General features: G+C 43.6%; 15 protein-coding genes. All 15 read left to right on the forward strand.

The genetic code is table 11. The annotated features are described in order from the left end of the window. The first annotated feature begins 6 nt into the window (after positions 1 to 6). The 15 genes from galT (at position 7) to PHA78_RS02135 (ending at position 13199) form a co-directional block, all read left to right on the forward strand. The gene (galT, locus tag PHA78_RS02065; protein WP_272158391.1) at positions 7 to 1485 is read left to right on the forward strand and encodes a UDP-glucose--hexose-1-phosphate uridylyltransferase; all 1479 of its coding nucleotides are present in this window, start codon (positions 7 to 9) and stop codon (positions 1483 to 1485) included. A gap of 77 nt (positions 1486 to 1562) precedes the next feature. Next, on the forward strand, positions 1563 to 2471 hold the full coding sequence (locus PHA78_RS02070) for a DMT family transporter (protein ID WP_272158392.1): 909 nt from the start codon (positions 1563 to 1565) through the stop codon (positions 2469 to 2471). Positions 2472 to 2520: 49 nt separating this feature from the next. Continuing rightward, a complete protein-coding gene (locus PHA78_RS02075; protein WP_272158393.1) occupies positions 2521 to 3150 on the forward strand; it encodes a copper homeostasis protein CutC in 630 nt (209 codons plus the stop codon). 102 nt (positions 3151 to 3252) lie between these two features. After that, on the forward strand, positions 3253 to 3930 hold the full coding sequence (locus tag PHA78_RS02080) for an SEC10/PgrA surface exclusion domain-containing protein (RefSeq protein WP_272158394.1): 678 nt from the start codon (positions 3253 to 3255) through the stop codon (positions 3928 to 3930). A 109-nt stretch (positions 3931 to 4039) separates the two neighbouring features. Beyond that, complete coding sequence (locus PHA78_RS02085) at positions 4040 to 4567, forward strand: YqeG family HAD IIIA-type phosphatase (protein ID WP_272158395.1); 528 nt, start codon at positions 4040 to 4042, stop codon at positions 4565 to 4567. Then, positions 4568 to 5674 (forward strand): ribosome biogenesis GTPase YqeH, encoded by a 1107-nt coding sequence (gene yqeH, locus PHA78_RS02090; RefSeq protein WP_272158396.1) that lies wholly within the window; start codon positions 4568 to 4570, stop codon positions 5672 to 5674. It abuts the gene before it with no gap. 320 nt (positions 5675 to 5994) lie between these two features. Beyond that, positions 5995 to 6306: a ribosome assembly RNA-binding protein YhbY gene (yhbY, locus tag PHA78_RS02095; RefSeq protein ID WP_024379048.1), complete on the forward strand. Its 312-nt coding sequence runs from the start codon at positions 5995 to 5997 to the stop codon at positions 6304 to 6306. Positions 6307 to 6318: 12 nt separating this feature from the next. Next, positions 6319 to 6951 (forward strand): nicotinate-nucleotide adenylyltransferase, encoded by a 633-nt coding sequence (locus tag PHA78_RS02100; protein ID WP_014637492.1) that lies wholly within the window; start codon positions 6319 to 6321, stop codon positions 6949 to 6951. Further along, positions 6948 to 7535, forward strand: a complete 588-nt coding sequence (gene yqeK / locus PHA78_RS02105) for a bis(5'-nucleosyl)-tetraphosphatase (symmetrical) YqeK (protein WP_272158397.1) — start codon at positions 6948 to 6950, stop codon at positions 7533 to 7535. The genes PHA78_RS02100 and yqeK overlap by 4 nt, the downstream gene beginning before the upstream one ends. Positions 7536 to 7537: 2 nt before the next feature. Next, positions 7538 to 7993, forward strand: coding sequence for a GNAT family N-acetyltransferase (locus tag PHA78_RS02110; RefSeq protein ID WP_272158398.1), 456 nt, complete (start codon positions 7538 to 7540; stop codon positions 7991 to 7993). Beyond that, positions 7990 to 8499: a cysteine hydrolase family protein gene (locus PHA78_RS02115; protein ID WP_272158399.1), complete on the forward strand. Its 510-nt coding sequence runs from the start codon at positions 7990 to 7992 to the stop codon at positions 8497 to 8499. Before PHA78_RS02110 ends, PHA78_RS02115 begins: the two co-directional genes overlap by 4 nt. 1 nt (position 8500) lies before the next feature. Beyond that, positions 8501 to 8860 (forward strand): ribosome silencing factor, encoded by a 360-nt coding sequence (gene rsfS / locus PHA78_RS02120; RefSeq protein WP_024381737.1) that lies wholly within the window; start codon positions 8501 to 8503, stop codon positions 8858 to 8860. A 507-nt stretch (positions 8861 to 9367) separates the two neighbouring features. Continuing rightward, positions 9368 to 10114, forward strand: coding sequence for a class I SAM-dependent DNA methyltransferase (locus PHA78_RS02125; protein ID WP_029185403.1), 747 nt, complete (start codon positions 9368 to 9370; stop codon positions 10112 to 10114). Between the two features lie 12 nt (positions 10115 to 10126). Further along, on the forward strand, positions 10127 to 12067 hold the full coding sequence (locus PHA78_RS02130) for a hypothetical protein (protein ID WP_272158400.1): 1941 nt from the start codon (positions 10127 to 10129) through the stop codon (positions 12065 to 12067). A 43-nt stretch (positions 12068 to 12110) separates the two neighbouring features. Further along, positions 12111 to 13199: a nucleotidyltransferase gene (locus PHA78_RS02135; RefSeq protein ID WP_272158401.1), complete on the forward strand. Its 1089-nt coding sequence runs from the start codon at positions 12111 to 12113 to the stop codon at positions 13197 to 13199. Positions 13200 to 13248 lie beyond the last annotated feature (49 nt).

Genomic DNA, 13248 nt, shown 5'->3' on the forward strand with positions numbered 1-13248 from the left:
GGAGAAATGATGACAGGATTGGTGGATCGTTTTGTTGAGCAGGTTATTGCCAACAGTGATTTTGAGGAAATGGATGCTATCTACTTGCGAAATCGGGTTTTAGCCTTGGTTGGGGACCAAGTTTTGACTGTCCAAACAGAGCTAACAGACTTGATTGAACTCAAGGAAGAATTATTGGCTCACGGGGTTCGAACTGGTTTTGTGGGTGAATTGCTGGAAGAGCAGGACATTGTTGGGGCTTGTTTGATGGATTTGATGACACCGAGTCCGAGTCAGGTCAATCGCGATTTTTGGCAGACCTATCAGGATAGTCCAGAGCAAGCGATTGGTGACTTCTATGAATTGAGCAAGCGCAATGACTATATCAAGATGGCTGCGATTGCGAAAAATATCTATTATCCAGTTTCGACAGAGTATGGGGATTTGGAAATCACGATTAATCTGTCCAAACCCGAGAAGGATCCCAAGTCTATTGCAGCTGCTACGAAAGCTGAAGCAAGCAATTATCCCAAATGCCTACTCTGTATGGAAAATGAGGGCTATCAGGGTCGGATTAATCATCCTGCACGCGCCAATCACCGCATTATTCGCTTGGATCTTGGTCAGGAAAAGTGGGGCTTCCAGTATTCGCCCTATGCTTACTACAATGAGCACGCGATTTTCTTGAACCAAGAGCATGTGCCTATGGTTATCAGTCCTCAAACTTTTGAACAACTTTTGGACCTGCTAGACATCTTTCCAAATTATTTTGTCGGTTCCAACTCTGATCTACCCATCTCGGGTGGCTCCATCTTGACCCACAATCACTATCAAGGTGGGCGGCACAGTTTTGCCATGGAAAAGGCACCGATTGAGCGTCAGCTGGTCTTCGACGGCTTTGAGTCCGTTTCGGCAGGCATTGTCAAGTGGCCCATGTCGGTGATTCGATTGAGCTCGGCAGATAAGCCATCGCTTCTTGGTTTAGCGACTAAGATTTTGGAAAAATGGCGGAGCTACTCAGATGATAGCGTTCAGATCAAGGCTGAGACGGATGGAACTCCCCATCATACCATCACCCCGATTGCTCGGAAACGAGGAGATTTGTATGAGTTGGATTTGGTTCTCCGCGACAATCAGACCTCAGAAGAGTTTCCAGATGGCATCTACCATCCACACCCAGATGTGCAACATATCAAGAAAGAAAATATCGGCTTGATTGAGGTCATGGGCTTGGCGATTTTGCCTCCACGCTTGAAGGCAGAATTGGCTGAAGTAGAAAAATTCTTACTGGGTCAAGATAGTCAGGTGGCTGACTATCATCAGCCTTGGGCGGATAGGTTGAAGGCTGAGCATCCAGATGTGACAGAAGAAAGGGCTGAAGAAATCATTCGAGCATCTGTCGGACAAATTTTCGCCCGTGTCCTAGAGGATGCAGGTGTCTACAAACGTACTCCAGAAGGACAGGAAGCCTTTATGCGATTCGTAGAGTTTGTGGGCTTAGCATAATAATGAAATGAGAGAGTGGGACGGTGTCCTGCTCTTTTGGTATAATAGGACTATTCGCATTGTGAAAAGGAGATAGGATGGCAGAAAAAAGATTGGGAACCTTGATAACTTTAATTGCAGGGATAGCTTGGGGACTTTCGGGGGTAAGTGGGCAATACCTGATTGGACGAGGCATGTCGGTCGAGTTGATAACCTCCCTGCGCTTGCTACTTTCGGGCCTTGTTTTGCTAGGGCTATGTGTGTTGACGGCAAGAAGGGAGTTATTTGCCCTGTTGAAAAATGGTCGAGCCTTGCTGGGCATATTTTTCTTTGCCTTGTTTGGTCTCACCCTCAATCAGTTGGCTTATTTGCAGGCTATCGCTTATACAAATGCAGGTACGGCAACTGTTCTCCAATATCTTTGTCCTATCTTGGTTCTGGCCTATACCTGTTTAAAACACAGACAAAAGCCATCGGGTATAGAGGTGGTATCGATTGTCTTGGCCATCGCAGGTACTCTATTGATTGCGACCCATGGACAGTTGACGGAGTTGGCTATCACACCACTTGGCTTAGCTTGGGGACTTTTTTCAGCCCTGACCTATGCCCTTTATATTATTTTACCTGTTAAACTGATTGGTCAGTATGGTAGCTTGGTGGTCATTGGTCTGGGCATGCTGATGGGTGGTCTGATGGTAACTCTTGGTCTACAGACCTGGCAAGAACCACTTTTTTTGGATGGAGGGAATTTGCTGGGTCTAGTAGGGATAGTCGGTGTTGGGACCATATTTGCTTATACAGTCTTTCTAAAAGGTGTTACCATGGTTGGTCCAGTCAATGCCAGTCTGCTTGCTTCTATCGAACCGATCGCGTCAGTATTCTTTGCGGTCTGGTTAGTTAATGAGCATTTTTATACAGTGGATTTGCTTGGCATGGTCTTGATTGTAGGAGCAGTCCTTCTTATTTCATTAAAGGATGTCATTATTTCTGAAAAGAGTATTGGTTAATATACTCTTTTTTGTTATACTTAAGAAAAAGACTTGGAGTGGAATGACCATGATAAAAGAATTTTGTTCTGAAAACCATCTAGATGTTGCCAAAGCTATTTCGATGGGTACCCAGCGGATTGAACTCTGCGACAATTTGGCAGTCGGAGGGACGACACCGAGCTATGCTGTAATCAAATATGTTTGTCAACTGGCGCATGAACAGGATACCACAGTCATGACTATGATTCGTCCCCGTGGTGGTGATTTTTGCTACGATGAGGCTGAGCTTGAGATCATGCTCGAGGATTGTAAAGTAGCTAAAGAGCTGGGTTCGGATGGCTTGGTATTTGGTGCTCTGACAGAGGATAATTGGCTGGATGAAGTCGCTTTGGAAGGGCTGTTTGCGGTATCGCAGGGCTGTCAGCTTGTCTTTCACATGGCTTTTGACCAAATCCCTCGTCAACGTCAGTTTGAAGCGATTGATTGGTTGGCTGGGCATGGAGTAACTCGGATTTTGACCAGAGGAAGTTTGACTGGTTCTGCCTTGAACAATGTGGAATGGTTGCAAGAGATTATTTCCTATGCCCAAGGTAAGCTTGAAATCTTGATTGGTGGGGGTTTGACGGTGGACAATGTGCCTGACTTATTGGAACAATTACCAGTTGACCAGGTTCATGGGACACGTTTGTTTTGGTGAATTCGGCAGGTCCTGACTATATTTGTGGAAAAAGTTGAAATGGTTTACAAAAAAATGTAATCTTGTTACAATAACATTATAAATAAATGGTAGGAGGAAACCATGAAAACTATCGTAACTAAGGAAAATGTAGATCAGATTTTACTACCTAAGGGCTATTATGAAACGCTATTAAAGTATGTAAGTGAAGGGAATAGCGGTTTCGACCCCGAGTTAGAGCGTCTAGGGGAGCAGGGGCTTGAAACCAATGTCTATAAGGGCTCTGAGCAAGATAGAGACATTATCCTACCAGATATTGAAAACTTATCGCAAGAAATCAGAGAAGAGTTAGCACGCTTTGCAGCTGATTTGCTCAATCCACTACGGGAACAGTTGGGAACGGTAGCTGTTGAGGTGAGTGATTTAGCATTGGATTATGCAGTAAGCTTGGCTCAGTCTCTGAACAATTCCCTACGTTACCACAATTACGATAGTCTGATTGCCATCGCTCAAATCAAGGGTGTAGAGCCTAAAGGAAAAGATTGTTTGGCTTTTTCGGAATATAGAGAAACCTATACTCTATATGATGCCAAAAAATTGGTTTACAAGGCCCTAACTTGGCGCCTCTTTGACGATAGTCATGCTGATTACGGTCATGCAGCGACGATTTTGGGGTTGGATGAGGATGATTCAGGAGTAGAGGAAATTGGCTTTGCCTTTTCTAAGTACTCACTAGACATTGATTGGTTGTTAACCCACATGATTTTCATTCCAAAGGATTGGATTTTAGAAAAGAGCTAAACTTGCTGACGAACACTCGGGTTGCCGGGTGTTTTTCATTTTGGTCATCCATTCGCATTTTTCTTAGAAAAATGGTATAATTATCTGATAAAATTCTTTGGAGAACTCCGTGACATTAGAAAATTACATGCCAGATTTTGCCTTGGAAAAGGCTTATGATGTGACAGTTGACAGTTTAAAAAAACAGGGTATTAAGGTGGTCTTTGTCGATTTGGACAATACCCTGATTGCTTGGAATAATCCCGATGGTACGCCAGAGATGCGCCAGTGGTTACATGATTTGCAGGACGCAGGCATTCCCGTTGTGGTGGTTTCCAACAACAAATATGAGCGGGTTAAGCGAGCAGTAGCTCCTTTTGGGATTGAGTTTGAAGCCTTTGCACTCAAGCCTTTCACCTTTGGGATTAACCGTGCCTTAAAACGCTTCGATGTTCAACCGCATGAAGTGATTATGATTGGTGATCAGCTGATGACAGACATTCGGGCTGCAAAGCGTGCAGGGCTCAAGTCGGTCCTTGTCAAGCCCTTAATTCAGTCGGATTCGATCAATACGCAGATTAATCGTTGGCGTGAGCGACGGACCATGAAGAAAATCATCGCCAAATATGGGGCGATAGACTACAAGAGGGAGATGTAAGTGGAAGAATTATTTTGTATCGGCTGTGGTGCCCAGATTCAGACGCTAGACAAGTCTGTCGCTGGTTTTACACCTCAATCAGCCCTAGAAAAAGGCCTGGAAACAGGGCAACTCTACTGCCAACGTTGTTTCCGTTTGCGCCATTACAATGAAATTTCAGATGTCAATATCTCGGATGACGATTTCTTGAAACTTCTCCATAGCGTAGGAGAAAGCGATGCCTTGGTGGTTAATGTCATTGATATTTTTGATTTCAATGGCTCAGTCATTCCAGGTTTGCCTCGCTTTATTTCAGGCAATGATGTACTTTTGGTCGGCAACAAGCAGGACATTTTACCCAAGTCTGTCAAGACAGGTAAGGTCACTCAGTGGTTGACCGAACGGGCGCATGAAATCGGCATGCGACCAGTTGATGTGGTCTTGACCTCAGCCCAAAACAAGCAGGCTATCAAGGATTTGATTGAAAAGATAGAACAATACCGCAAAGGTCGGGATGTCTATGTGGTCGGCGTGACCAACGTCGGCAAATCAACCTTGATCAATGCTATTATCCAAGAAATCACAGGGGACAAGGATGTCATTACGACTTCACGTTTCCCTGGAACAACGCTGGATAAGATTGAAATTCCTTTGGATGATGGTTCATACATCTATGACACGCCAGGAATTATCCATCGTCACCAGATGGCCCATTATTTGACGGCTAAAAACCTCAAGTACATCAGCCCCCGGAAAGAAATCAAGCCAAAGACCTACCAGCTCAATCCAGAACAAACCTTGTTCTTGGCTGGTCTGGGACGATTTGACTTTGTGGCTGGTGAACGCCAAGGCTTTACGGCCTTCTTTGACAATGAATTGCAGCTCCACCGTACCAAGTTGCAGGGGGCTAGTGAATTTTACCAGAAGCATGCGGGCTCACTTTTAGTGCCACCAACCAGCAAGGAATTGAAAGAATTTCCTGAATTGGTTCGTCATGAATTTACCATCAACGAAAAGACGGATGTGGTCTTCTCAGGTCTTGGTTGGATTCGTGTCAATGAAAAGGCCAAGATTGCTGCCTGGGCGCCTAAGGGTGTTGATGTGGTGATCCGCAAGGCCATTATCTAATACTCTTCGAAAATTAAAAGCAGACGTTGTTGACTTGATTTGATGAGTGTAAAGCTCCAGTGGAGCTTTACAGCCTGCTACCTGAAAACGTGAAAGTAGTAGGGTTTAATCTGCATCTGCGTCGCCTAGTCTGATTTTAATTTTCATTGAGTATAAGAGGTATTTGATTTCAGTTTTTACAATTAAAGAGAAAGGAAGTTCAAGTCTTCTGATTTGAACACGGGCTAAGTATATCGGCGCAATAAGGAAAAACTTTGTTTTCTTTATTTCCCGATTGTAACAGTCTCCCAGTCTGTTACAACGCCCTTTGTGTATAATAAATTATGCTAACTTCAAAACAACGTGCCTTTTTGAACAGTCAGGCACACAGTCTTAAACCCATTATTCAGATTGGGAAAAATGGTCTAAATGACCAGATTAAAACCAGTGTTCGTCAGGCGCTGGATGCGCGTGAATTGATCAAGGTAACCTTGCTACAAAATACGGATGAAAATATCCACGAAGTAGCTGAAATCTTGGAAGAAGAAATCGGTGTGGACACGGTCCAAAAAATCGGTCGCATCTTGATTTTATTCAAACAATCTAGCAAGAAAGAGAACCGTAAAATTTCCAAACAGGTCAAAGAAATCTAAGAAGGAGAGCCTATGGCTATTGAACTCTTAACACCCTTTACCAAGGTTGAATTAGAGGTTGAAAAGAAAGAAACCAATCGCAAACAAGTGGGTATTCTGGGAGGGAATTTTAACCCTGTCCACAATGCCCACTTGATAGTGGCAGACCAGGTCCGTCAACAGTTGAAATTGGATGAAGTCTTGCTCATGCCAGAATTCATTCCGCCTCATGTGGATAAAAAAGAAACCATTGACGAATACCATCGCTATTCCATGCTCAAGATGGCTATTGCAGGTATTGAGGGCTTGGGGATTGAAACCATTGAACTGGAACGCCGTGGTGTCAGCTATACCTACGACACCATGAAATTGCTGAAGGAAAAAAATCCTGATACGGATTATTATTTCATCATCGGTGCGGATATGGTAGACTACCTGCCAAAATGGCACAGGATTGATGAATTGGTCCAGTTGGTGCAGTTTGTTGGTGTCCAGCGCCCTCGTTACAAGGCAGGGACGTCCTATCCGGTTATCTGGGTAGATGTACCCTTGATGGATATTTCCTCCAGCATGGTGCGTAGTTTTATCAAGCAAGGACGGGTGCCGAATTTTATGGTGCCTCATGAAGTTCTGGACTATATCGAAGAAAAAGGACTTTACCAATGATTGCAGCAGATTTGACCTTTGACCGTCAGGCTCTTTTGGAAAAAATCCGTGTAGCCATGAAGCCAGCGCGCTTCCAACATGTCTTGGGTGTGGAGCAGGCGGCGCTTGCCTTGGCAGAACAATACGGCTGTGATCCGAAAAAAGCTAGTCTGGCAGCACTCTTGCATGACTATGCCAAGGAAGTGGAAGACCAAGTTTTTTTGGACTTGATTGCCAAGTATGATTTGGATAGGGATCTGCTCAACTGGGCTAATAACATCTGGCACGGTGTGGTTGGGGCCTATAAAATCGCAGAAGATTTTGGTTTGGAAGATGAGGAAATTTTCCAAGCTATTCAACGACACACCATTGGTGCGGGGCAGATGACCTTGCTGGACAAGGTTCTCTATGTGGCGGACTACATCGAACCCAATCGGGATTTTCCTGGGGTGGACGAGGCGCGTCGTATCGCAAGAGAGTCCTTGGATAAGGCAGTGGCCTTTGAAACCGCCCAAACCATTTCTTACTTAGCCAAGAAGGGAATTCCCATTTATCCACAAACCTTGGAAACCTATAATGGCTATGTTGCTGTGTTGAAGGAGTAGGGATGATTGCATTAAAACCTGTGGATGAAAGCTCCTATCAAGCAGTCTTGGACTTGACAGTAGCCGAGGAGGACAAGGGCTTCGTGGCTCCCAATGTGCGTTCCTTGGCAGATGCCTGGTTATATAGAGAGAACGGTGATGTTTTCCCTTATGCCATCTGGGCAGATGAGCAGGTTGTTGGTTTTGCCTTGATTGATATTGATGAGGACATCCAACAGTACATGCTCTGGCGGTTTATGATTGGTCAAGAATTTCAGGGGAAAGGCTATGGCCAGGCTGCTTTGGAGGTCGTAATAGCAATGGCTCAATCACATCCTGTCTGCGACCATTTGATTGCAGCCTATGTTAAGGGCAATCAGAAGATGGCTCATCTCTTGGAGAAAAATGATTTTGTCTTGGATAGTGAAGAAGAAAGGGAATTGGTCTTCCGTTTGGAAACGCCTGGTGTTAAGCTATGAAATCTGCATTGTTAGTCATTGACATTCAAAACCTTCTAGTGGAGGAAAAACCTTATGCCATTGAAGAGCGATTAGCCCTCTGGCAAGATAGCGTCACAAAAGCTCGTCAAGCGGGTATAGAGATTATCTATGTCCGTCAAAATGACGAGGAATTTGCCACAGGCAGTCATGGTTGGGGCGTCCATCCAGCAGTAGCTCCTTTGGTTGGCGAGAAGATTATTGACAAGAGGTACAGTTCTGCCTTCAAGGATACGAACTTGCAAGCCTATCTTGATGAGCAAGGGATTGAGCAGCTCATCATCATGGGTATGGCGACCAATTTTTGTATTGATACAACTATCAAGGTGGCCTTTGAATTGGGCTACACCGTGGCGGTCATCAAAGATGGAACTACCACTCCCTATACAGCAGATCTTCCAGCAAAGGAACTGATTGGTCAATATGAAACTATCTGGTCCTGGAGTTTTGCCCAGGTAGATAGATTAGAAAATATAATTAGAGGATAAGATGAAAGAACTAGATTTAGTAAAAGTTGTGGTCCAGGCTGCTGATGACAAGCGAGCTGAGGACCTTGTTGTAATTGATGTTCAAGGCGTGACCAGCCTGACAGACTACTTTGTGATTGCCAGTTCCATGAACAGTCGCCAGTTGGAGGCTATTGCGGAAAACATCCGTGAAAAGGTAGCGGAAGTTGGAATCAAGAGTAGCCGTGTAGAAGGCGATAGTAACGGTGGCTGGGTCCTTTTGGACCTTGGAGGCGTAGTCGTTCATATCTTCTCAGAAGAAATGCGTGACCTCTACAACCTTGAAAAATTATGGCATGAAGGCAGCTTCCTAGAAGTCGCAGAACTTTTAGATGAGGAATAGTGGAACAGTCTGGGGATAGACTGTTTCAGCTGGTCACCTTAAAACTCGAAAGTGACCAAAGAGAGTTCACTATTATGTAATTAGAAGTGATGAACTTCTTGAAAAATATGAAGATAGATTTTGATTTGGGTGCACTATTCGAAACTTGAGTCAACATCTCAGCGCAGTGGTTGATTGGCTTTAACAGTCCAGTGGACTGTTAAAGGTTGGAGATTAGATTTGCGAAGCAAATCTCAGCAATTCGTGCTTCCCACTCCAAATCTGACCACTACGACTGATGCGAACTTTGTTCGCTATATCTCCAACCTCCAACAGTCACTACTCTGACTGTTGGAGCTGTGCGGGGGTGGGAGTGAAACAGTCTGGGGAACTGTTTCAGCTGGTCACCTTAAAACTCGAAAGTGACCAAAGAGAGTTCACTATTATGTGATTAGAAGTTATAGACTTCTTGAACACAGCATGAGTTAATGAAGCAGTCGATTGGCTGCTTTTTATGAAAGGAAAAATATGGCAACTTATGAAACCTTTGCGGCGGTCTATGATGAAATCATGGATGACAGCTTGTATGATAAATGGACAGATTTTAGCTTGCGGAACTTGCCACAAGACACCAAGACAATTTTAGAATTGGCCTGTGGGACAGGGATTCAGGCTGTGCGTTTTGCTCAAAAGGGCTTTGAAGTGACAGGGCTTGACCTGTCCTATGAAATGTTGGAATTGGCCCAGAAGAAGGCAGAAGCTGCTGGTGTCATGATGGAACTGGCCCAGGCAGATATGATGGCTCTGGAAGGTGTGGGAGATTTCGATGCGGTGACCTGTTACTCGGACAGCCTTTGCTACATGGCGGACCAAGAAGCTGTCTTACGGGTCTTTGAAGGGGTTCACTCTGTTCTCAATTCAGGTGGTACTTTCCTTTTTGACGTTCACTCCATCTATCAAATGGAAGAAGTCTTTGCAGGTTATAGCTACCATGAAAACTATGAGGATTTTGCCTTTGTCTGGGATACCTATGAGGGTGAGCAAGAGCATTCCATTGTTCATGAATTGACCTTCTTTGTCAAAGATAAGGACAGTCAAGAGGAGCGATTTATCCGTCGGGATGAAGTTCACGAAGAGCGGACCTATCCGATTGAAACCTATGTGGAATGTTTGAAAGAAGCTGGATTTGCATCTGTGGAAGTCTTTGCGGACTTTGAAGATCAAGCTCCGACAGAAATCAGCCAGCGGTGGTTTTTCAAGTGTAAGAAGAAATAGGCGGTATTGGATATGAATGTAGCTATCATTATCTTGGTTGCAATATTTGTTATTCTTTTATTGTTATTATTAGTTTATGTAGCTTTGTTTCAAATATGGTTAAAATCAAGTCGTCAAATACATGAATACAATGAAGATATTATTCGTGATTATTTATGCAAATTAGCCGAGTCTTTTGAATATTCTAGTACGCAGATTCCCTACGGTCGGGCTAGATGGTTTATATTGGGGAGCAAAGATTTTGTTTGTACAGTTAATGACGTAGAGAATTTGGAGATTTTTGGCTATAGTCCTATTAGGAGCAAAATTGACGAGGAGTTTTTGGAATATGGTTTGTTGTTAACTCAGGATGGATTTTATTTTAGAGAACAAATCGAAAATAGCAATAATGACGCTGATATTAAGTATAAAATTAGCAAAAAGTTTTTCCCTTTAAAAGGTTTATGGAAGATTTCTTGTAAGGGTAAAAAAATTCTACTTTTTTATCCTAATAAGATTGAGAGACTATCTTTCCAATTTGATGACGCTCAACAAAAAAATATAGTTGCAAATTTAAACGAAATTATTAAAACAGGTTATACGGCAGATTTACATGAAAACTATTTAGAAAAAGTTATTGATCGTTTGCAAAAAAATGATTTTCATACCGAGAATTTTCAAAATGGGACTAAAATAGGATCAATTATAGGTTTAAATATGATGTTAGGTTCTCATTTGAAAGATATTCAATTTAATGCTATCGCAAAAGCTCCACAAGGACATGGGCATGCAGCTGAATATGCTAATAATGTAATAGACAAGATAAAGTATCCTTTCCAAAAAGTAGAGCAAGTAGGGAGAGATAATGTCAAAAATGGGGCAGATAGAATTGTTGGAAATCAAAAAATTCAAACAAAATACTATGCAAAAGCTAGTGGAACGATAAATGCAGCATTTGATAAGGCTAATGGAGGAGAATACCGTTATAAGGGGATGCAGTTAGAAGTTCCTAAAGACCAGTATAATGAATCAATTCAACTCATGAAGAAAAAAATAAAAGCTGGAAAAGTTCCGGGTCATAGTGAGCCTGATGATGCCTATCTGATTATTAGAAAAGGGAATGTTACTTATAATGAGGCAAAACTGGTTGCCAAGGGCGGAAATATTGTTTCATTAAAATATGATGCCATTGATGGAGCTATTCAATCTATTCCAGCTGCAGGAATAAGCTTTGTCCTTGTTTTTGCAATGGAAAAATGGGCTGGAAAAGATACTGAAGAAGCTGCAAAATCAGCAATCTATTCTGGAGTAAAAACGATATTGTTGGGAGCGGCTATATACACAGCTTCTCAACAAATTGGAAAAATTCTTACTAAAAAAATCGCTGAACAAACAGTTAAGAATGTCGCAGCCAATACTGTTGCTAGACAAGCAGCAGGAGTTATTTCATTCGGAATTACTGTAGGTCCGGACGTATTTGATCTACTGCAAGGTAGAATATCTAGCCAACAGTTATTAAAAAATAGCCTAGTAGCAGGAACAGGCTTACTAGGTGGAGTTGCAGGTGGTGCGGTTGCTGGAGCATTTTTAGGTCCAGTTGGGTCATTTGTAGGTGCAGTAGCTGGTGGAACATTGGCTGCTGTTGGTTCTAAGGTTGTTTTAGACAACTTTATAGAAGATGACAGAATTGAGATGTTTGCAATTCTAAAAGAAGAATTTATTGATATTGTTATGGCTATGGCGCTTTCAGAAGAAGAGTTTAAAGAAATTCAAAATAATATCTTCGATAAGAAATTAGGAGAACGACTTAAAGACATGTTCCAGAAAAAGCAATCTGTTAAAAATAGGATGTTTACTAGAGAGTCAATAATTGAACGAGAGGTTGAACGAGTTATCTCAAAACGCACGGTTTTAGCAGAAGAGGATATACTTGAAGCAGTACAGATTGCAGAAAAAGAGTTTGCTGTAATTTAGGTATTAGGTTGGAGATGGTTGAATAAAGTCTAGGAGGTAGGGCATGATTTCAGGCATTGTAGCAGAATACAATCCTTTTCATACGGGACATAAGTACCTGCTGGAGCAGGCTGAGGGGCTGAAAATTGTCGTCATGTCTGGCAATTTTATGCAACGGGGTGAGCCAGCTATTGTGGATAAGTGGACACGGGCTCAGATGGCTTTGGAACACGGTGCAGATCTTGTTGTCGAGATGCCCTTCTTGGTGTCGGTCCAGTCGGCTGACCATTTTGCCAAGGGAGCCATCAACATTTTACACAAGCTAGGTGTGGAAAAACTGGTTTTCGGTACGGAAGAAATGCTGGATTACCAGAAAATTGCGGATATCTATGTGGATAAGTCGGAAGAGATGGAAGATTTTGTGAAAAACTTGCCAGACAATTTCTCTTATCCACAGAAGACCCAGGCCATGTGGCAGGAGTTTGCTGGTCTAACCTTCACAGGTGACACGCCCAATCATATTCTGGCTCTGGCTTATGCCAAGGCGGTGGCAGGGACAGGCATTCAACTCTGTCCTGTTCAGCGGCAGGGGGCTGGTTTTCACTCGGAAGAGGTGGAATCGACTTACGCCTCGGCGACGGCTATCCGAAAGAGTGCTGACCAGCTGGACTTGGTGCGTGACTTTTTACCGTCTGCCAGTCTCTTTGAAGAGGCGACCAAGGTAAGCTGGAGAAACTATCTTCCTCTGCTCCGCTACCAGATTGCGACCCACTCAGATCTCAGTCAGGTCTTTCAGGTCAACGAAGAACTAGCCAGTCGTATCCGCTCTGCCATTGGGAGCGTAGCGACCGTGGAGGAGTTGGTGGATGCTGTTGCGACCAAGCGCTACACCAAGGCAAGGGTGCGGCGTGTGCTGATCTATATCCTGGTCAATGCGGTGGAAACTCCCTTGCCAGATGCGGTCCATGTCCTAGGCTTCTCGACTCGAGGTCAGGCCTATCTCAAGACGGTCAAGGAGCGAGTGGGCTTGGTGACGAGGATCGGCAAAGAGCCCTGGGACAGCCTGACCCAGCAGGCGGATGTGGTCTATCAACTGGGCGCTGACGCAATGGCAGAGCAGACCTATGGGCGCGTGCCGGTGAGGGTGGAGTGAGATGGATGCAATAAAGAATGGGAAGTTTTTGTCGTTGACTTGAAAAACT

Source organism: Streptococcus sp. HN38, assembly GCF_028335765.1.
GTDB lineage: Bacteria > Bacillota > Bacilli > Lactobacillales > Streptococcaceae > Streptococcus > Streptococcus suis_P.